Annotated in this window: 16 protein-coding genes; 9 read left to right on the forward strand and 7 right to left on the reverse strand. The window is 75.1% G+C overall.

Features of this window, described 5'->3' with window-relative positions; all coding sequences use genetic code 11:
* The first annotated feature begins 144 nt into the window (after nucleotides 1-144).
* Entirely contained in the window at nucleotides 145-4,101 is a 3,957-nt protein-coding gene (gene hrpA, locus ACI79U_RS06775; RefSeq protein WP_457064167.1) for an ATP-dependent RNA helicase HrpA, read from the forward strand.
* An 82-nt stretch (nucleotides 4,102-4,183) separates the two neighbouring features.
* Here the strand turns inward: hrpA and ACI79U_RS06780 are convergent, their stop codons facing one another.
* A complete protein-coding gene (locus ACI79U_RS06780; RefSeq protein WP_457064165.1) occupies nucleotides 4,184-4,543 on the reverse strand; it encodes a hypothetical protein in 360 nt (119 codons plus the stop codon).
* A 157-nt stretch (nucleotides 4,544-4,700) separates the two neighbouring features.
* On the opposite strand from ACI79U_RS06780, the gene ACI79U_RS06785 reads away from it, so the two are divergent.
* The 5 genes from ACI79U_RS06785 to ACI79U_RS06805 all read left to right on the forward strand — a co-directional run bounded on the left by ACI79U_RS06785 (nucleotide 4,701) and on the right by ACI79U_RS06805 (nucleotide 9,081).
* Nucleotides 4,701-5,105 (forward strand): ATP-binding protein, encoded by a 405-nt coding sequence (locus tag ACI79U_RS06785; protein WP_457064163.1) that lies wholly within the window; start codon nucleotides 4,701-4,703, stop codon nucleotides 5,103-5,105.
* A 73-nt stretch (nucleotides 5,106-5,178) separates the two neighbouring features.
* On the forward strand, nucleotides 5,179-5,334 hold the full coding sequence (locus ACI79U_RS06790; protein ID WP_457064161.1) for a hypothetical protein: 156 nt from the start codon (nucleotides 5,179-5,181) through the stop codon (nucleotides 5,332-5,334).
* Nucleotides 5,335-5,483: 149 nt separating this feature from the next.
* Nucleotides 5,484-7,769: a xanthine dehydrogenase family protein molybdopterin-binding subunit gene (locus tag ACI79U_RS06795; RefSeq protein ID WP_457064159.1), complete on the forward strand. Its 2,286-nt coding sequence runs from the start codon at nucleotides 5,484-5,486 to the stop codon at nucleotides 7,767-7,769.
* Nucleotides 7,769-8,272 carry a (2Fe-2S)-binding protein gene (locus ACI79U_RS06800; RefSeq protein WP_457064157.1) on the forward strand — a complete coding sequence of 168 codons (504 nt, stop codon included), beginning with the start codon at nucleotides 7,769-7,771 and terminating at the stop codon, nucleotides 8,270-8,272. The genes ACI79U_RS06795 and ACI79U_RS06800 overlap by 1 nt, the downstream gene beginning before the upstream one ends.
* A complete protein-coding gene (locus ACI79U_RS06805; RefSeq protein WP_457064155.1) occupies nucleotides 8,269-9,081 on the forward strand; it encodes an FAD binding domain-containing protein in 813 nt (270 codons plus the stop codon). Before ACI79U_RS06800 ends, ACI79U_RS06805 begins: the two co-directional genes overlap by 4 nt.
* Nucleotides 9,082-9,148: 67 nt before the next feature.
* On the opposite strand, the gene ACI79U_RS06810 is transcribed toward ACI79U_RS06805, so the two are convergent.
* From ACI79U_RS06810 to ACI79U_RS06830, 5 genes are all read right to left on the reverse strand, one after another.
* Nucleotides 9,149-10,435, reverse strand: coding sequence for a sulfate adenylyltransferase subunit 1 (locus ACI79U_RS06810; RefSeq protein ID WP_457064153.1), 1,287 nt, complete (start codon nucleotides 10,433-10,435; stop codon nucleotides 9,149-9,151).
* Nucleotides 10,435-11,355 (reverse strand): sulfate adenylyltransferase subunit CysD, encoded by a 921-nt coding sequence (gene cysD / locus ACI79U_RS06815; protein ID WP_457064151.1) that lies wholly within the window; start codon nucleotides 11,353-11,355, stop codon nucleotides 10,435-10,437. Before cysD ends, ACI79U_RS06810 begins: the two co-directional genes overlap by 1 nt.
* Nucleotides 11,356-11,478: 123 nt before the next feature.
* A complete protein-coding gene (locus ACI79U_RS06820) occupies nucleotides 11,479-13,083 on the reverse strand; it encodes a sensor histidine kinase (protein WP_457064149.1) in 1,605 nt (534 codons plus the stop codon).
* A gap of 4 nt (nucleotides 13,084-13,087) precedes the next feature.
* Nucleotides 13,088-13,813: a response regulator transcription factor gene (locus ACI79U_RS06825; RefSeq protein ID WP_457064147.1), complete on the reverse strand. Its 726-nt coding sequence runs from the start codon at nucleotides 13,811-13,813 to the stop codon at nucleotides 13,088-13,090.
* 119 nt (nucleotides 13,814-13,932) lie between these two features.
* A complete protein-coding gene (locus ACI79U_RS06830; RefSeq protein ID WP_457064145.1) occupies nucleotides 13,933-14,736 on the reverse strand; it encodes a siderophore-interacting protein in 804 nt (267 codons plus the stop codon).
* Between the two features lie 344 nt (nucleotides 14,737-15,080).
* On the opposite strand from ACI79U_RS06830, the gene ACI79U_RS06835 reads away from it, so the two are divergent.
* Complete coding sequence (locus tag ACI79U_RS06835; protein WP_457064143.1) at nucleotides 15,081-15,290, forward strand: DUF2945 domain-containing protein; 210 nt, start codon at nucleotides 15,081-15,083, stop codon at nucleotides 15,288-15,290.
* Between the two features lie 37 nt (nucleotides 15,291-15,327).
* Nucleotides 15,328-15,756 (forward strand): DUF2795 domain-containing protein, encoded by a 429-nt coding sequence (locus ACI79U_RS06840; protein ID WP_457064141.1) that lies wholly within the window; start codon nucleotides 15,328-15,330, stop codon nucleotides 15,754-15,756.
* Nucleotides 15,757-15,811: 55 nt separating this feature from the next.
* Here the strand turns inward: ACI79U_RS06840 and ACI79U_RS06845 are convergent, their stop codons facing one another.
* A complete protein-coding gene (locus tag ACI79U_RS06845) occupies nucleotides 15,812-16,792 on the reverse strand; it encodes a hypothetical protein (protein WP_457064139.1) in 981 nt (326 codons plus the stop codon).
* A gap of 1,030 nt (nucleotides 16,793-17,822) precedes the next feature.
* On the opposite strand from ACI79U_RS06845, the gene ACI79U_RS06850 reads away from it, so the two are divergent.
* Nucleotides 17,823-19,355: an LCP family protein gene (locus ACI79U_RS06850; protein ID WP_457064137.1), complete on the forward strand. Its 1,533-nt coding sequence runs from the start codon at nucleotides 17,823-17,825 to the stop codon at nucleotides 19,353-19,355.
* The last annotated feature ends 114 nt before the right edge of the window (nucleotides 19,356-19,469 follow it).

Consider the following 19,469-nt stretch of genomic DNA (forward strand, 5'->3'; position numbering starts at 1 on the left):
TGCGCCGGGAACGGTTGCACCCTACAAACCGTTGCATCACGCATGCAACAAGTTGCACCGGGCATTCAGTGTGACGCGGGCGACGTCCGGGCCGGGGATGGGACGCTGGAGGGCGACCGCACCGGAGAGGAACCCCGAACGACCGTGAGCACCCCGCACGACGAACTGCGCTCGCGGCTGCCCGCGTTGACCCTCGCCGACGAGCACCGGCTCCGCCGCCGCCTCGACGGCACCCGGCGCACCAAGGACCCGGCCGCCCGCGCCCGCCAGCGCGAGCGGATCGCCGAGGACGTCGCCACCGCCGAGGCCCGCATCGCCTCCCGGCGGGCCGCCGTCCCGGTGGTCGGCTACCCGGAGGAGCTGCCGGTCAGCCAGCGCCGCGAGGACATCGCCGCGGCTTTGCGCGACTCCCAGGTGGTCGTGGTGGCCGGCGAGACCGGCTCGGGCAAGACCACCCAGCTGCCGAAGATCCTGCTCGAGCTGGGCCGCGGCGTGCGCGGCCGGATCGGGCACACCCAGCCGCGGCGGATCGCCGCCCGCACGGTCGCCGAGCGGATCGCCGAGGAGATCGGCACGCCGCTGGGCGACGTGGTCGGCTGGAAGGTGCGCTTCACCGACGAGGTGGGCGACCGGACGCTGGTCAAGCTGATGACCGACGGCGTGCTGCTGGCCGAGGTGCAGCGCGACCGGATGCTGCGCCAGTACGACACGATCATCATCGACGAGGCGCACGAGCGGAGCCTCAACATCGACTTCCTGCTGGGCTACCTGGCCCGGCTGCTGCCCCGCCGCCCCGACCTCAAGCTGGTCATCACCTCCGCGACCATCGACGTCGACCGGATCGCGAAGCACTTCTCGTACGAGGGCAACGAGGTGCCGGTCGTCGAGGTCAGCGGCCGCACCTACCCGGTGGAGGTCCGCTACCGGCCGATCGTCGACCCCGACGCCGCGGACGCCGACCCCGACCGGGACCAGGTCTCCGCGATCGTCGACGCCTGCGCGGAGCTGATCGCCGAGGGGCCGGGCGACGTGCTGGTCTTCCTCGCCGGTGAGCGGGAGATCCGGGACACCGCCGAGGCGCTGGGCGGGGTGACGGAACGGTCCGGCGCACAGGTCGAGGTGCTGCCGCTCTACTCCCGGCTGTCCGCCGCCGACCAGCACAAGGTCTTCCAGGCGCACACCGGCCGGCGGATCGTGCTGGCCACCAACGTCGCCGAGACCTCGCTGACCGTGCCCGGCATCAAGTACGTCGTCGACCCGGGCACCGCGCGGATCTCCCGGTACAGCCATCGCACGAAGGTGCAGCGGCTGCCGATCGAGCCGATCAGCCAGGCCTCGGCCCGGCAGCGCTCCGGCCGCTGCGGGCGCACCAGCGAGGGCATCGCCATCCGGCTGTACACCGAGGACGACTACGACGCCCGGCCGGAGTACACCGACCCGGAGATCCTGCGCACCAACCTGGCCTCGGTGCTGCTGCAGATGGCCTCGCTCGACCTCGGCGACGTCGCCGACTTCCCGTTCATCGACCCGCCGGACCGGCGGGCGGTCGCCGACGGCCTCGCGCTGCTGGAGGAGCTCGCCGCCCTGGACGGCGAGGGGAAGCTCACCGAGACCGGCCGCGCGCTGGCCGCACTGCCGCTGGACCCCCGGATCGCCCGGATGGTCGTGGAGGCCGACCGGCGCGGGGTGCTGGAGGAGGTGCTGGTCATCGCCGCCGGGCTCACCGTGCAGGACGTGCGGGAGCGCCCGGCGGAGCACCAGCAGGCCGCCGACGAGCTGCACAAGCGCTTCGCCGACGAGAACTCCGACTTCCTCGCCCTGCTCAACCTCTGGCAGTACCTGGCGGAGCGGGCCGAGGAGCTGTCGGGCAACCAGTTCCGGCGCACCGTGAAGAAGGAGTTCCTGCACTACCTGCGCATCCGTGAGTGGCAGGACCTGCACGGCCAGCTGCGCAGCACGGCCCGCCGGCTGGGCATGACCACCGGCTCGCTGGCCCCGGCCCCCGACGAGCGGGGGGTCACCGCGTCGTTGCTGGCCGGGCTGCTCTCCCAGGTCGGGATGCAGGCCGAGCCGGTCAAGGACCGCAGCGGCAAGCCCGGCCGGCCCGGCCGGGAGTACCTGGGCACCCGCAACACCCGGTTCGTCATCGCCCCGGGCACCCCGCTGGCCAAGAAGCCGCCGCGCTGGGTGGTCGCCGCCGAGCTGGTGGAGACCAGCCGGCTCTTCGCCCGCACCGTCGCCCGGATCGACCCGGAGGTGGTCGAGCGGCTCGCCGACCACCTGGTCAAGCGGCAGTACAGCGAGCCCCGCTGGGACGCCAAGCGTGGCTCGGTCGTCGCAACCGAGCGGGTCACCCTCTACGGCCTGCCGCTGGTGGTGGGCCGGCGGGTGCAGTACGGCGCCATCGACCCGGCCGTCTCCCGCGAGCTGTTCATCCGGCACGCCCTGGTGCAGGGCGAGTGGACGACCCACCACCGGTTCTGGGCGGAGAACCAGGCCGCGATCGAGCGGGTCGCCGAGCTGGAGGAGCGGGCCCGCCGCCGCGACATCCGGGTCGACGACGAGACGGTCTTCGAGCTCTACGACGCCCGCGTCCCGGCCGACGTCGTCTCCACCCGGCACTTCGACCGCTGGTGGAAGGAGGCCCGCCGGGCCTCTCCGGACCTGCTGACGTTCACCCCGGAGATGCTCACCAACGCCGCGGTGGCCGGGCAGGTGCAGGTCGAGGACTACCCGGACGAGGTGCGCCTGACGCAGGGGCTGACCCTGCCGCTGTCCTACGCGTTCAACCCGGGAGCGGTCGAGGACGGCGTCACCGTCGACGTCCCGCTGGGCGTGCTGGACACCCTCGCCACGACCTCCGGGGAGTCCCTGGCGTTCACCGTTCCGGGGCAGCGGGCGGAGCTGGTCACCGAGCTGCTGCGGTCGCTGCCCAAGCAGCTGCGCCGGGGCCTGGTCCCCATCCCGGACCGGGTGCGCGAGGTGCTGCCGGCCATCGACCCCACCGAGCCGCTGCTGCCCGCGCTGGAGCGGGAGCTGCGCCGGGCCACCTCGGTGGTCATCCCGCCGGACGCCTGGCAGCCGGCGGAGGTGCCGGCGCACCTGCGGGCGACCTTCCGGGTGCTCGACGACCAGCACCGGCCGCTGGCCACCGGCAAGGACCTGACCGCGCTGCGGGCCCAGGTGGCGCCGCAGGCCCGGGCGAGCCTGGCCCGGGCGGCGTCCACCTACGAGCGCACCGGCCAGACCGGCTGGACCTTCGGTGACCTGCCCGCGACCGTGGAGGTGCAGCGCGGCGGCCACGTGGTCACCGCCTACCCGGCGCTGGTCGACGAGGGGGAGACGGTCGGCGTCCGGGTGGTGGCCACCCAGGCGGAGGCGACCCGGCTCAGCTGGCGGGGCGCGCGGCGGCTGCTGCTGCTGGCGGTGGGCTCGCCGGTGAAGCAGGTGGTCAAGGGGATCGGCCCGCGGACCCGGCTGGCGCTGCAGTTCAACCCCGACGGGGAGATCCCGGACCTGGTCGCCGACTGCGCCGACGCCGCCGCCGACGAGCTGGTCGCCGCGGCCGGTGGCCCACCGCGCAGCGAGGCGGCGTTCACCGCCCTGGTCGGGACGGCGCGGGAGCAGTTGCCGCCGCTGACCAGCGACGCCGTCCGGCGGGTCGAGGCGGTGCTCACCCAGGCCCGCGAGGTCGCCGTCGCGATCGGTGCCGCACCGGGACGGCGGGTGCCGGAGGCCGCGATCGCCGACCTGCGCCGGCAGATGGGCGGCCTGCTGCACAAGGGGTTCGTCGCCGCGGCCGGCCGGCGCCGGCTGCCGGACCTGGTGCGCTACCTGACCGCGATGGCGCACCGGCTGGAGCGGCTGCCGGCCAACGCCGCGCGGGACGCCCTGCTGATGGAGACCGTGGCGGCGGTCACCGCCGAGTACGAGCAGCTGCGCCGGCAGGTGCCGGCGACCGGTGCGCCCGACGACCCGGTGGCGAGGGTGCGGTGGATGGTCGAGGAACTGCGGGTGAGCCTGTTCGCCCAGGTGGTGGGTACTCCCCGGCCGGTGTCCGAGCAGCGGGTCTACAAGGCGATCGACCAGCTGCTGCCCTGAAGAAGGTGGAAGGACCCCGACGCCTCGCAAGCTCGGCGCGGGCCCCTGCAGCGGGGCCGAACGGCCCGTGGGGCCGTACGGGTCAGCCGGGGTCGCTGACCTCCCGGAGCAGGGTGGAGATCCGCTGCCGGGTGACGCCGAACAGCGCGGCGATGCGGTTGATGCTCACGTCCTCCGCCTGCAGCGCCGCGGCCTGTTCCCGCCGCCAGGCGTGCCCGGCGGTGGAGAGGGTGGAGAGCACCGTGCTGATGCTCTCCACCACGAGGGGACGGCGCTCGTCGGTGACGACGTCCAGCCACGACCGGCCCGCCGCCCGGGCGGCGAGCAGGGTCTCCGCCCGGGCCCTCGCGTGCTCGAGCTGGGCCATGCAGGCGTCCAGCTCGGCGACGAGGTGGGTCAGCGCCCGGATGGCCCGGTCGTCGGCCGGCGCGGGTCCGCTCATGTCCCTCCGATCGGTGTCGGTCGTGCGGGCGTGTCGGTTGCACACTACCGAACGACACGCCCATTGCATGCAACAGGGGTTGCGCAGAGGTCGTCCCGACTGCCATCGTCATGGGCAACCCAGTCGCACACGACTGATCGGCTCGAACGGGGCTCCGATGTCCACCTTCACCGCCAGCGTCGACCTCCCCGGCACCTCCGCCAGCGTGCCGCTGGCCCGCCGCCTGGTCCGGGACGTGCTGCGCACCTGGGAGGCCCCGCAGGACCGCGAGTACGCCGAGCTGCTGGTCACCGAGCTGGTGGCCAACGTCGTCGACCACGCCGGCTCCGGCTCGTTCACCCTCGAGCTGGCGCTGTCCGGCGCCTGGTTGCGGATCGGGGTGGTGGACGGGTCCGCCGTCCGTCCGGTCGTGCGCGAGCTCGACCACGAGGCCGAGCGCGGCCGGGGCATGCGGCTGGTGGACGCGATCGCCCACCGCTGGGGGGCGGAGGACCACCGGGGTGGCAAGCGGGTCTGGTTCGAGCTGGCCCCGGCCGCCGTCGGCGAGCCGCCCGCCGAGTGACCGCCGGGTTTGCGCCCGTGGAGCAGCGGGGAGGGCCGCAGGGACAGCAGTCCCGCGGACGACAGGAGTTCCGATGACCGAGCCCAGCAACACCCAGCCGGCCGGCGAGGAGCTGACCGACGAGGAGATGGTGGAGGCCGTCGCCGGCTCCACCGACAGCGCCTCGGAGAACGCCGACCGCGCCGGCCGGGACTGGGACGGCGACCCCTCGCAGGCGCCCCAGCAGTGACCGCGCCGGCTGTGGGTGCCCAGGCGCCCCACAGTCGGCCGCGCCGCTGCCACCGGCTCCCTCCCGCCAGGCGGGAGACCGGTTGTGGCCGTGCTCACATGCTGTGACACCGTGTGCCGGTCCACGTCGCTGTCGACGAAGGCAGGCGCATGAGCATCCTCGGTACCCGGGTCGTCCGCACGGAGGACCCCCTCTTCCTCACCCGCGGGGCGGTGTACACCGACGACCTCACCGACGAGCGGCTCACCGGCGCCCTGCACGCGACGCTGGTGCGCTCCACCGTCGCGCACGGTCGTGTGCTGTCGGTCGACACGTCGGCGGCGCTGGAGGCCCCCGGCGTCGTCGCCGTCGTCACGGCGGCCGACCTGACGGACCTGACGCCCATCCCGACCGGGTTCCCGTTCGTCCACGAGTCGTTCACCCGCCCCTGGCTGGCCTCGGACGTGGTCCGCTTCGTCGGCGACGTCATCGCCGTCGTCCTGACCGAGGAGCGCTACCAGGGCGAGGACGCCGCGGAGCTCGTCGCCGTCGACATCGACCCGCTGCCGGCCGTCGTCGGCACGGCGGCGTCGGCCACCGACGAGGTGGTGCTCTTCCCCGAGGTCGGCACGAACGTCATCGCCTCCTTCGGCGAGCCGACCCCGGACGACTTCTTCGACGGCTGCGAGGTCGTCGTCCGCCAGCGGATCATCAACCAGCGCGTCGCGCCGGTGCCGCTCGAGGCGCGGGCCGCGTCCGCCGTCTGGGGCGCGGACGGCCGGGTCACCATCTGGTGCTCGAACCAGGGTGCGCAGATGGCCAAGGCGCAGATCGCCGGCTGGCTCGGCCTCGACCCCGCCCTGGTGCACCTGATCACCCCGGCGGTCGGCGGCGGTTTCGGCGCCAAGATCGGCGCGGACCCCGAGTTCGCCCTGGTGGCCCAGCTCGCCAAGCTGGTGCAGCGGCCGGTGCGCTGGGCGGAGAGCCGCTCGGAGAACCTGGTCGGGATGCTGCACGGCCGCGGCCAGGACCACGAGATCGCCATCGGCGGGCGACGGGACGGCACGATCGAGGCCTACAGCCTCAAGGCCGACCAGGACGCCGGGGCCTACCCGCGCTTCGCGGTCGTCCTGCCGACCCTGACGATGCTGATGACCCCCGGCGTCTACGCCTTCCCCAAGGTGCACGCCCAGGCCCGGGTGCTGGCCACCAACACCACCTCGATCGGCGCCTACCGCGGGGCCGGCCGGCCGGAGGCCACCGCCGCCGTCGAGCGGGCGGTCGACCTGTTCGCGGCCGAGATCGGCATGGACCCGGCCGAGGTGCGCCGGATCAACCTCATCCCGCCCTTCGACACCCCGCACACCACGTCGATGGGCGCGACCTACGACAACGGCGACTACGCCGCCGCGCTGGAGAAGGCCCTCGACGCGGCCGGCTACGCCGAGCTGCGGGCCGAGCAGGCCCGTCGCCGGGAGGCCGGTGCCGTCCGCCAGCTGGGCATCGGGCTGTCGGTCTACGTGGAGATCACCGGCGCCGGCGGCGAGTCGGGCGCGCCGACCGAGGAGGCGACGGTGGAGGTGCACCCCGACGGCACCGCCACCGTGCTCACCGGCACCTCGCCGCACGGCCAGGGGCACGCCACCGCCTGGGCGATGATCGTCAGCGACCAGCTCGGCATCCCGATCGAGCAGATCACCGTCCTGCACGGCGACACCGACCTGGTGCCCAAGGGCGGCGGGACCATGGGCTCGCGCAGCCTGCAGCAGGGGGGTGCGGCGGTGCACCAGGCCGCCGGCGAGCTCGTCGAGCTGGCCCGCAAGCGCGCGGCGGAGAAGCTCGAGGCCGACCCGGAGGACCTCGTCGTCGACGCGGCCCTGGCCGGGCTGACCGTCCGCGGCACCCCGGGCACGGGCATCTCCTTCGCCGAGCTCGCCGCCGACGAGCAGCTCCTCGTGCGGACCACTTTCAGCGCGGCCGCGCCGACGTTCCCCTTCGGGGCGCACGTCGTCGTCGTCGAGGTCGACGTGGAGTCGGGCAAGGCCGAGGTGGTCCGGGTGGTCGCCGTCGACGACGCCGGGACGATCCTCAACCCGCTGCTGGCCGACGGCCAGCGGCACGGCGGGCTGGCCCAGGGCGTGGCGCAGGCGCTGCTCGAGGAGGTGCTCTACGACGAGGACGGCAACCCGACCACCTCGACGCTGGCCGACTACCCGATCATCTCCGCCACCGAGCTGCCCAGCTTCGAGCTCGTCGACATGGCCACGCCGACGCCGATGAACCCGCTGGGCGCCAAGGGCATCGGCGAGGCGGGCACCATCGGTTCGACGCCGGCGACGCAGAACGCCGTCATCGACGCCGTCGCCCACCTCGGCGTCCGGCACGTCGACATGCCGACCACGCCCATGCGGGTGTGGCGGGCGATCCAGCAGGCCGCGGGCCAGGGAGGCAACTGATGCAGGTCTCGATCACCGTCAACGGGCAGCAGCGCACCGACGAGGTGGAGCCGCGGTTGTTGCTGGCGCACTACCTCCGGGAGACCTGCGGGCTCACCGCCACCAACATCGGCTGCGACACCACCTCCTGCGGTGCCTGCACGGTCGTCGTCGACGGGCTGTCGGTGAAGTCGTGCACCGTGCTGGCGGCCTCCACCGACGGCGGCGAGGTGACCACCCTGGAGGGGCTGGCCGGGCCGGACGGCGAGCTGCACCCGATGCAGGCGGCCTTCCGCGCCGAGCACGGCCTGCAGTGCGGCTTCTGCACGTCGGGCATGGTGATGGCGGCGATCGGCGTGCTGGCCGACAACCCCGACCCCAGCGACCGGGAGGTCCGTGAGGGCCTGGAGGGCAACCTCTGCCGGTGCACCGGCTACCACAACATCGTCCGCGCGGTGCAGGCCGCGGCGAAGGCCGGCCCGGCCGCCGGCCAGGTCCCGCAGGCGCGCGAGGAGCGAGCATGATCCCCTCGCCGTTCGAGTACGTGAAGGTGCGCTCGGTCGAGGAGGCGCTCGCCGCGCTGGCCGAGCACGGCGAGGACGCCAAGCTGATGGCCGGGGGGCACTCGCTGCTGCCGATCATGAAGCTGCGCCTCTCGGTGCCGACGGCGCTGGTCGACATCAGCGGGATCACCGACCTGTCCTACGTCCGGGTCGAGGGCGACGAGGTGGCGATCGGGGCGTTGACCCGGCACCACGAGCTGCAGCGCTCCGACGTCGCCGGCGCCGAGGTGCCGCTGCTGCCGCACGTCGCCGGCCACGTCGGCGACCCGCAGGTGCGCCACCGGGGCACCCTGGGCGGCACGGTCGCGCACAGCGACCCCGCCTCCGACCTGCCGACGGCGCTGCTCGCCCTGGGCGGGATCGTGGTGGTGCAGGGACCGGCCGGCCGGCGGGAGATCCCGATCACCGAGTTCTGGCTGGGCTTCTTCGAGACCGCGCTGGAGCCCGACGAGCTGGTGGTGGAGCTGCGGGTGCCGCGCACCGGCGCCGCGGGCTGGGGGTACCAGAAGTTCACCCGCCGGGCGAACGACTGGCCGATCGTCGCGGCCGCCGCGGTGCAGGGCCGGGTGGCGCTGGCGAACATGGCCGGCGCCGTCGTCCGGGCGACCGCGACCGAGGAGGCGCTGGCCGCCGGGGCCTCGATCGCCGAGGCGGCCGAGCTGGCCGACCAGGGGCTGTCGCCGTCCGCGGACATGCACGCCGACGCCGACTACCGCCGGCACCTGGCCCGGCTGCTCACCCGCCGCGCCCTGGAGCAGGCCGCCGCCTGAGGGCAAAAATGGCCATCTTCGCCCCCTCCGGAGGGGGCGAAGATGGCCATTTCCGTGGCGGCGGGCGTCAGCGGGCGGGGCTGAGCATCCCCGCGCCGACGGTGGCGTTGGTGGACTCGTCGATGAGGATGAACCGCCCGGTCGCCCGGTTGCGGTGGTAGTCGTCGACGAACAGCGGCTGGGTGGTGCGCAGCGTGACCCTGCCGATGTCGTTGAGCCCGAGGCTGTCCGACGTCAGGTCGCGGTGCAGCGAGTTCACGTCCAGCCGGTACTGCACGTCCTTGACCACCGCGCGCACCGAGCGGGTGGTGTGCTTGACCGCCAGCCGCTGCCGGGCCTGCAGCGGCTGGTCGGACATCCAGCAGACCATCGCGTCGAGGTCCTGGGTGACCTGCGGGGCGTTCTGCGGCCGGCAGATCAGGTCGCCGCGGGACACGTCGAGGTCGTCGGCGAGCCGGACGGTGACCGACATGGGCGGGAACGCCGCGTCGACCGGGCCGTCGGGGCCGTCGATGCCGGCGATCGTCGTGGTGAGCCCGCTGGGCAGCACCTGCACCTCGTCACCGGGGCGCAGCACCCCGCCGGACACCCGGCCGGCGTAGCCGCGGTAGTCGTGGAAGGCGTCGGACTGCGGGCGGATCACGTACTGCACCGGGAACCGGGTGTCGACCAGGTTCCGGTCGCTGGCCACGTGCACGTGCTCGAGGTGGTGCAGCAGCGAGGTGCCCTCGTACCAGGGCATGTTCGCCGAGCGGGTCACCACGTTGTCGCCCTGCAGCGCCGAGATCGGCACGACGGTGACGTCGGGGACCTCGAGCTTGGTGGCGAAGGCGGTGAACTCCTCGCGGATGCCCTCGTAGACGGCCTCGGACCAGTCGACGAGGTCCATCTTGTTCACCGCGACCACCAGGTGCGGCACCCGCAGCAGCGAGGCGAGGAACGCGTGCCGGCGGCTCTGCTCGACCATGCCCTTGCGGGCGTCGACGAGCACGATGGCGAGGTCCGCGGTCGAGGCGCCGGTGACCATGTTCCGGGTGTACTGCACGTGCCCGGGGGTGTCGGCCAGGATGAAGGTGCGCCGCGGGGTGGTGAAGTACCGGTAGGCGACGTCGATGGTGATGCCCTGCTCGCGCTCGGCCCGCAGGCCGTCGGTGAGCAGCGCCAGGTCGACGTAGTCGCCGCGGCTGGCCCGCTCGATCGCCGCGTACTGGTCCTCGAAGACCGCCTTGCTGTCGTACAGCAGGCGCCCGATCAGGGTGCTCTTGCCGTCGTCGACCGAGCCGGCGGTGGCGATCCGCAGGATGTCCTTGCGGGCGGTGGCGAGCTCGGCGGCCGCCTGGGAGAGAGTGCTCATCAGAAGTACCCCTCCTTCTTCCGGTCCTCCATGGCGGCGTCGCTGACCTTGTCGTCGCCGCGGGTGGCGCCGCGCTCGGTCAGCCGGGTCACCGCGATCTCGGCGATGACCTCCGCGACCGTGCTGGCGGTCGAACGGACCGCGGCGGTCAGGTTGGCGTCGCCGACGGTGCGGTAGCGGACGCTCTCGCGCAGCACCTGCTCACCGTCGCGCGGCGTGATGAACTCGTTGACCGCGTAGAGCATCCCCTGGCGGTCGACGACGTCCCGCTCGGCGGCCAGGTAGAGCTGCGGGATGGCGATCTCCTCCTGGGCGATGTAGCCCCAGATGTCCAGCTCGGTCCAGTTGGACAGCGGGAACACCCGGATCGACTCGCCGAGGTGGATGCGGCCGTTGTAGAGGTCCCAGAGCTCCGGGCGCTGGTTCTTGGGGTCCCACTGGCCGAACTCGTCGCGGAAGGAGAACATCCGCTCCTTGGCGCGGGCCTTGTCCTCGTCGCGGCGGGCGCCGCCGAACAGCGCGGTGAAGCCGTGCCGTTCCACGGCGTCGAGCAGCACCGGGGTCTGGATCCGGTTGCGGGAGCCGTTGGGCTCCTCGCGCACCGTGCCGGCGGCGATCGCGTCGGGCACCGAGGCGACGACGAGCTCCACGCCCAGCTCGGCGACCCGCTTGTCGCGGAACTCCAGCACCTCGGGGAAGTTCAGCCCGGTGTCGATGTGCATCACCGGGAAGGGGATGCGGGCCGGGGCGAACGCCTTGCGGGCGAGCTCCAGCATCACGATGGAGTCCTTGCCGCCGGAGAAGAGCAGCACGGGGCGCTCGGACTCCGCGGCCACCTCGCGGAGGACGTGGATCGACTCGGCCTCCAGCGTCTGCAGCTGGGTGAGCCGGTGGTCGGGCAGTGAGGCGAGCGGCGTCACGCTGTCGAGCTCCCGGGGACGGCGGCAGGGGCGGACGCGCCGCCGTGAGACGACGCATCAGTGGGCCAACCACATCGGAGTGGTGGGGATTCCCGGCACCAGTGTCCGGCATGGCCCCGGCGGTCAGGCCCCCGGCTCCTCCGCGGGGCCGTCCGGCCCCTCGGGGGCCGGCTTCGGCGGGCCCGAGCGGGGCAGCCGGACGGCGAAGGTCGCGCCCTCGCCGGGGGCGGTGGTCAGCTCGACCCGGCCACCGTGCGCGGCGACCAGCGAGGCGACGATCGACAGTCCCAGCCCGGTGCCCCCGGCGGCCCGGGTGCGGGAGGCGTCGGCCCGGTAGAACCGCTCGAACACCCGGTCGGCGTCGGCCCGGGCCAGCCCCGGTCCGTCGTCGGAGACGGCCAGGACGACGCACCCCGGGTCCTCGGTGTCCTCGGCGAGCCGCACGGTGACCCGGGCGTCGAGCGGGGTGTGGGTGAGGGCGTTGGTGACCAGGTTGCCCACCACCTGCCGCAGCCGCGCCTCGTCCCCGCGCACCACCGGCGCGTCGGTGAGCGAGTCGTCCAGGTGCAGGCTCACCGAGCGGTCCGGCTGGACCGCGCGGGCGTCGTGCACCGCGTCCCCGGCCACCTGGGCCAGGTCGACCGGGCCGAGGGACAGCGGGCGCTGCTGGTCCAGCCGGGCCAGCTGCAGCAGGTCCTCGACCAGCGAGCCCATCCGGGTGGCCTCGGACTCGATGCGCTGCATCAGCCGCCCGGTGTCCTCCGGGCCGCGGACCGCGCCCTGCCGGTGCAGCTCGGCGAACCCGCGGATCGAGGTCAGCGGGGTGCGCAGCTCGTGGCTGGCGTCGGCGACGAACCGGCGCATCCGCGCCTCGGAGGCCCGGGCCTGCTCCTCGGAGGTCTGCTGGGCGCGGAAGGAGCTCTCGATCCGGCCGAGCATGCCGTTGAGCGCGGTCGACAGCCGGCCGACCTCGGTGCGGTCGTCGCCGGCCGGCACCCGGCGGGACAGGTCGCCGCCGGCGATCGCGCGGGCGGTGTCCTCCACCTCCTCCAGGGGGCGGAGGCTGTTGCGCACCAGCAGGTACCCGGCGATGCCCAGGACGACGAGGACCGTCAGCCCGACCAGCAGCTGGATGCGGACGAGCCACTCGAGCGCCGCCTGGTCACCGGCCTGACCGACCACGACGGTGCGGTCCGGAGCGACCGGCAGCGCGATGACCCGCCAGGAGTTGTGGTCGTCCATCGCCGGGAGGGTGAACGCCTCGCTGCCGTAGCTGGTGGCCGAGGCGGCGTCGAGGTCGCCGAGGTCGGGCAACGCGTCGTCGGTCTGCGCGGCGTACTCCTCGATCGGCCCGTCAGGGCCCAGGCAGGCCAGGTAGACGCCCCGGCCGGTGACGTCGATGCCGTCGCCGCTGCACGCCTGCTGCACCAGGACCGGGTCACTGCTGACCTGGCGGACGAGGGAGCGCAGCTGCTGGTCCTGCTGCTCGAGCAGGTAGCTGCGCAGCAGCGAGGTGGCGGCGAAGCCCGTCGCGGTGAGGGCGAGGGCGACCAGCGCGACCAGCAGCGCCACCAGCGTCACGCGCAGGGGGACGCGGGGTGCGCGGGACGGCCGGGGCCCGGCTGCCGGGAGGAAGGCGTCGGTGTCCCGTGCGTCGTCCGGGCCGGAGGTGAGCGTGCCGGCGGAGCTCGCGCCCGCCGGCGCCCCCTCGGTCGGGGTGCCCGTCACGCGGTCAGGCGCCGCGGGGGAGGCGCAGCGAGTAGCCCACGCCGCGCAGGGTGTGCAGCAGCCGCGGCTCGGTGGTGTCGATCTTCCGCCGCAGGTAGGAGATGTAGGACTCCACGACGTTGGCCTCGCCGTTGAAGTCGTAGTTCCACACGTGGTCGAGGATCTGCGCCTTCGACAGCACCCGGCCGGCGTTCGTCATCAGGTACCGCAGCAGCTTGAACTCCGTGGGGGAGAGGCTGACCAGCTTCCCGGCCTTGATGACCTCGTGCGACTCCTCGTCCAGCTCGATGTCGGCGAAGACCAGCTTCGGCGACTCCGCGACCTGCTGGGCGCCCTGGGCGCGGCGGAGGACCGCCCGGATCCGGGCGAGCACCTCGTCGAGGCTGAACGGCTTGGTCACGTAGTCGTCCCCGCCCAGGGTGAGGCCGGTGACCTTGTCCTCCCCGGCGTCGCGGGCGGTGAGGAACAGCACGGGTGTGTGCACGCCGTTCTGCCGCATCCGGCGGACGACGGCGAAGCCGTCGAGCCCGGGCATCATCACGTCGAGGACCAGCAGGTCGGGGCGGAACTCCTCGGCCAGGGCGAGCGCCTGCTGGCCGTCGGCGGCGGTGGCCACCTCGAACCCGGCGAAGCGCAGGCTGGCCGACAGCAGCTCACGGATGTTCGGCTCGTCGTCGACCACGAGCAGCCGGGCCTCGGGGGCCGCGGCGGTCGAGCTGCTGGCGGGCACGGTCCCTCCCGTTGCTGCCGGTCCGGTCGTCATGCCGCGAGTCTCGGGGCTGCGGCTGGGTCAGGCCTGGACGGTACCTGTGAGAACGCTGCGAAGCCGCCGCTCAGGACGAGGGGGCCTCATGACGAGGGCGACATGGCGCGGCCGCGACGCCAGTAGCCGATGGCGTGGTGCTGCCCGCGGCGCAGGCCCCAGCGGCCGCGCAGGTCGGCGCGGACCGCCCGGACGGCCGCGGACTCGGCCGCCACCCAGGCGAAGACGTCGTCCCCGTCCGGGCGCGGGAGGGCCACGACCGCGTCGGCCAGCAGGGTGCTCAGCCCCGGCTCGGTGCCGCCCCGGTGCAGCCAGCGCACCTCCACCCCGGCGGGGCCGGGCAGCTCCTGCTCCTCCGCCGGCCCGGCCACCTCCAGGAGGGTGACCCCGCGGGTGTCCGGCGCGGCGTCGGCGAGCACCCGGCTGATCGCCGGGATGGCCGTCTCGTCGCCGGCCAGCAGCAGCCACCCGGCAGGTGCGGAGCCCAGCGGCGCCGCGCTGGCGACGCCGAGCAGGGCGCCGGGAGCCGCGGCGGCGGCCCAGGAGGCGGCCGGTCCGTCGCCGTGCAGCACGAAGTCGACGTCGACCTCACCGGCGGCCGGGTCCTGCCGGCGCGAGGTGTAGCTGCGCAGGCTCACCCCGTGGCTGCCCTGCGGCCAGACGATCCGGCCGTCCCGGGCCACCTGCGGCCACTGCGGGTCGGCGTCGCCCACCCGGGGCACCAGCAGGGACAGCGTGGGGCCGGCCGCCGCGACCACCGGGGCGGCGGCGCTGAGGGTGACCCGGCGGACGGCGGGCGTGACGTCGCGGACGGCGGTGACGGTGAGGACGTCGACCGGGCGGGCGTCCGGGGCGGTGCTGGCGGGCGGCGGGTCGGCGGGGGCGCTCACGGTCAGCCAGCCTAGGCGGGGCCGACCCGACCGGCCCCGGGGGAATGGGGCCAGCCGGGCCGGCGATCGCGGACGGGACTCTCACGGAACGTGACCAGTGCGTGGCGCTGGTCAGGGAAGTCGTTCCGGACACCCCGTCGAATGAGCACGCTACGTGACGATCTTCGGGGAAGCACTCCCTGGACGGGTGATCCCCCTCGATGGGGTGACCCCGGGAGCGGCTCACGCTGCGCGCGGGAGGCCGGTGTGCTGCCGATGTGTGCGGCGCGGTCGGCCCGGGCAGGCACCCCCGCACGAACGGGTGCCGAGCCGGGACCCCACCGCACCGGACGGAGGAGGCCGGGATGGCCGAGGAGTTCAGCAAGGGCGACCACGTGACCTGGAAGAGCCACGGCGGTGAGGCGGCGGGCACCGTCCAGCGCGAGATCACGTCGGACACCGAGGCCGCCGGCCGCACCGTGCGGGCCAGCGAGGACGACCCGCAGTACGAGGTGAAGAGCGAGAAGAGCGGTGGCACCGCCGTCCACAAGCCCAGCGCACTCGAGAAGGACTGACCGCCGCGGCCCGCGGCCGCGGGGAAGAGGAGGAGACGTGAGCGAGACCGGAGGTTTCGACGCCGCTTCGAGCCGGAGCACCAAGCACAGCCCGCGCCTGGACGAGGAGCTCGAGCACGAGGTGCAGGGGATGATGAAGGCCGAGCGGGCGACCCGCTCGGAGGAGTGGCGGGAGGTCGAGCCGGTCGGGGAGGACCAGCCCGACGTCGACGCCGACCCGGCCGGCACGCTGACCGGCGGCGTTCCGCAGGGGATGACCGCCGACGCCGTCGTCGCCCGGGCGGAGCTGGCCCGCTGGCTCGACCGGGCCGACTTCCCGGCGACCGGCGGGGACCTGGTCGAGGCCGCCCGCGACCACCGGGCGCCGGACGCGGTGGCCGACGAGCTGGCCAAGCTGCCGGCCGACGAGGTCTACGAGCGGATCGGCGACGTGGTCCGGGCGCTGGGGTACCCCACCGAGACCTGAGCCCGGCAGCTCCTCGACCGGCGTCGTCCCCGCGGGGACGACGCCGGTCGTGCGTTCACCGGGCCTCGGCCTCGGCTTCGCCCTCGGTGTCGGACTCCTCCTCGGCGATCTCCTCCGCGCCCCGGCGGCGGAACAGCTTGGACCCGGGGAAGCCCTTCACCACCTGGCGCATGTCCTGGACGGTGTCCAGCAGCTGGTGCACGTCGGGGGCGACGTCGCCGAGGGTGACCAGCACCGGGAGCACGTCCTCGTCCACGTGGGTCACCAGGGCCGGGAGCCGGTCGACCAGGTGCACCAGCGCCTGCACCTCCTCGGGGTGCAGCTCCTCGGCGAGCCGGGTCACCACCGGGGCCATGTCCTCCAGGGCCGGGCGGTAGGCGTCCAGCAGGGGGGAGAAGGCCGCCAGCAGCGCCTCGGCCCGCCGCAGCAGGCCATCGGCCTCCGCGGTGGTGCCGCCGACCGCCGTCACCAGCTGGTCGGCCACCTCGGTGGTGCGCCCGGCGGCCGCGACCGCGGCGTCGGCGGCGGCCTGGGTGCTCCGCACCGCCTCGACCGCGGCGTCGGCGGCGGTCTGGGTGCTCCGGACGGCCTCGATCGCCTGGTCGGCGCCCTGGCGGGTGCCGTCCACGGCGGCGATCGCGGCGTCGGCCTGCTGGCGGGTGCCGTCCACGGCGGCGATCGCGGCATCGGCCTGCTGGCGGGTGGCATCCACGGCGGCGATCGCGGCATCGGCGTTCTGCCGGGTGTCGTCCACCGCGGCGATCGCGGCATCGGCGACCTGGCGGGTGCTGTCCACGGCGGCAATCGCGGCGTCGGCCTGCTGGCGGGTGGCGTCGATGTTCACCATCGCCACCTCGGCGCGCGCCACTGCCTGCTCGGCCCGGTCGAGCAGTCCACCGACCCGGGTCAGCAGCTGCTCGGCCTGCCCGACCGCGCCGACCACCCGCGGCAGCAGGGCGAGCCCCTGGCTGATGCCCTCGCGCAGTCCGTCGACGGCGTCCAGCAGGTCCGACGGCCCGGGGATGGGCAGCTTCACGGCGTCATCACCGGTGCGAGGCTACTGAGCGTCCGGGCACCTCGCCGGTCGAAACGGCAAGTCCGGCGCCGCCGCAGCGGGCCGACTCGGGCGCCGTGCACCGCGCGTTCGGCCCGGATCGCGCGCTGGTCACCCGTATCGTGGAACGATCCGTGCTCGACCGGTCACCGACCGGCGCGGGAGTGAGCGGGCGGCCCGGACGCGGTGCCGCAGGAACCACGACGATGGAGTGCCCAGACCGGTGGTGGACGACCCCAGGCGACGCGGCCGCGACGGTGACCGGTCACCGTCCCGGCCCTCGGCCCCGGGCACCCCCGGAGCAGCTGGCCCGGCGGCACCGCTCACGGTCGAGGAGCTGCTGGCCCGGACGGGCGCCGGCCCCGGCGCGGGACGCCGGCGGGCGGAGCGACGCGAGGCGGCCGAGGGCACCGGCTCGACCCGTGTCGTCGGTGGCCCGGGAGCCGACGGCCCGGCATCCTCGCGGACGTCGGGTCCGCAGCGCGGCGCGTCCCGCCCGACCTCCTCCCCGGCGCCGGTCCTGCCCACCGGCTGGCAGCCGGCGCTGCCGGCCGAGCCCGCGACCACCGACGACCCCCGGCCGGCCACCTGGTTCCAGCCGGCCACCCCCGCCGCCCACCCCCCGGCCCCGCCGTCGCGGCCCACCCCCCACGTGCGGCGCCCCGGAGCACCGGAGACCGGTGCCCAGCCGACTCCGCCGCCCGCGGCGCGCGCCGTCCCGACCGCGCCGCCGCGGCCGTCCCCCGGCCCGGCGACACCGCGGCCGTCCCCCGGCCCGGCGACACCGCGTCCGTCCGGCGCCGGTCCGTCCGGGGCGGCTCCGCGGGTCCCGGTGCCGCCCCGGACGGCCGCACCGCAGTCGGCACCGTCGCAGTCGCCACCGCCACGGTCGGCCCCGCCCCAGCCGGCGCCGCCGCGGCACGGGACGCCTCCGCGGCCTGCCGAACGGCCCGGGCCCGCGGCGCCGGCCCGCCCGCCGCTGCCGGCCCAGCCCTCCGTCCCGGTACCCGGGGTGCGGCGGAGCCTGCCCGTACCCCCGATCCCCGGCCGGGACGCGCCCGCCACCCCGCCACCGGCCGAGCCGCCCGCCCCGGCCCACCGCCGGGCGCCGGCCGGTCCGGGGCGCCGGCGGCTGGTGCGTGCCGGGGTCGCGCTGTCCGCGCTGCTGGCCACCGTGCTCGCCTTCTACGTGGGGCTGTACTTCTACGCCGACGTGAGCATCGAGCGGGTCGACGCGCTCACCACCGACGGACCCGAGGTGCTCGCCCCCCAGCTGCAGCAGGCGTCGCGCACCTACCTCGTCGTCGGCACCGACCTGCCCGGCCGCACGGGCCCGGCCGCGGTGAGCACCCTCGTCGCGCACGTCAGCGGCGACGGCAGCTCGGCGGTGCTGGTCTCCGTGCCGCCCACCGCACTCACCGACACCCCCACCTGCCGGGGCGCCGACGGCGAGGTGCGGGAGGCGGTCACCGAGTCCTTCGCCGCCGCGCTGCTCGACGGCGGGCCGGCCTGCCTGGTCCGGGCAGTGCAGCAGGTGTCCGGGTTGCGGATCGACCACTACCTGCAACTGGACGCGGCGCGGCTGCCGGAGCTGGTCGACGCGCTGGACGAGGTCGAGCTGTGCCTGCCCGCGCCGACGAGCGACGCCGCGCTCCCGCTGCCCGCCGGTGAGCAGGCGCTGACCGGTGGGCAGGCCGCCGGGTACCTCAGCCCGGGCCGGGACGGCGACGACGTCGCCGGCGATGCGGCGGCGCAGCGCCAGCAGCGGCTGCTCACCGCCACCCTGGACGCCGCGGCGGCCGGCAGCACGCTGGCCGACCCGATGACCCTGACCCGGTTCCTCACCCGCGCCTCCGACGCGCTGACCGTCGACGGCGGCACCACGCTGGGCGACGTGCGCTCCTTCGGTACGACCTTCGCCGACCTGGACGGCGCGGCGGTCGAGCGGGTGGGCCTGCCGGTCAGCCGGATCGGGTACGTGCCCGCGGGCAGCGACCAGGCGGTCGTCGTGGTCGACGCGCCCGCGACCCGGCAGCTGTTCGACGCGGTCATCGACACCGACCGGCTGCCGTCAGCCGAGGCGGGGGTCGGGGCCGCACCGGCCGAGGGCGGCGCGGTCGGGAGCGCTCCGGCGGACACCCCGCCGGCGGCGGTCCCGACCGACCCGGTGCCGGTGGGGACGACCGTCACCGTCGAACCGGCCGGGGTCGTCGTCGACGTGCTCGACGCCACCGGTGGTCAGCGGACGGCGGAGGCCGCCGACGGGCTGACCGCACAGGGCTTCCGGGTCGGTGCCCGCGCCGTCGAGCCGGGCGCGGTCGACCGGACCGTCGTCCGCTACGGCCCGGCGTCCCTGGAGCCGGCCCGCACGGTGGCCGCCGCCGTGCCCGGCGCGGTGCTGGTGGAGAGCGGGCAGGTCGGCGGGGCGGTGCAGCTGGTGGTCGGCCCCGACTTCGCCGGCGTCGCGCCGGTCGCCCTGGGCACCCCGGTGCCGACGTCGGCGGCCCCGGCGCCGATGCCCGCGGGCACCGCCGACTGCGGCTGACCGCCTCCCTCCGCGAGCGCACGCTGCGTCGGCGTCCACGCGCCACCGTCGTGCGCCGTTCGTCGGTCCCGGGCGGGTGGACCGACGGTTCGCGCACAACGGCGTGACCGGGGA

The organism is Modestobacter sp. SYSU DS0904, from assembly GCF_054051115.1.

Bases quoted from the DNA above. Each gene is read 5' to 3' on its own strand.
- ACI79U_RS06780 (WP_457064165.1), bottom strand. From the start codon at position 4,543: ATGAGCGGACCCGCGCCGGCCGACGACCGGGCCATCCGGGCGCTGACC.
- ACI79U_RS06785 (WP_457064163.1), top strand. From the start codon at position 4,701: ATGTCCACCTTCACCGCCAGCGTCGACCTCCCCGGCACCTCCGCCAGC.
- ACI79U_RS06790 (WP_457064161.1), top strand. From the start codon at position 5,179: ATGACCGAGCCCAGCAACACCCAGCCGGCCGGCGAGGAGCTGACCGAC.
- ACI79U_RS06795 (WP_457064159.1), top strand. From the start codon at position 5,484: ATGAGCATCCTCGGTACCCGGGTCGTCCGCACGGAGGACCCCCTCTTC.
- ACI79U_RS06800 (WP_457064157.1), top strand. From the start codon at position 7,769: ATGCAGGTCTCGATCACCGTCAACGGGCAGCAGCGCACCGACGAGGTG.
- ACI79U_RS06805 (WP_457064155.1), top strand. From the start codon at position 8,269: ATGATCCCCTCGCCGTTCGAGTACGTGAAGGTGCGCTCGGTCGAGGAG.
- ACI79U_RS06810 (WP_457064153.1), bottom strand. From the start codon at position 10,435: ATGAGCACTCTCTCCCAGGCGGCCGCCGAGCTCGCCACCGCCCGCAAG.
- ACI79U_RS06835 (WP_457064143.1), top strand. From the start codon at position 15,081: ATGGCCGAGGAGTTCAGCAAGGGCGACCACGTGACCTGGAAGAGCCAC.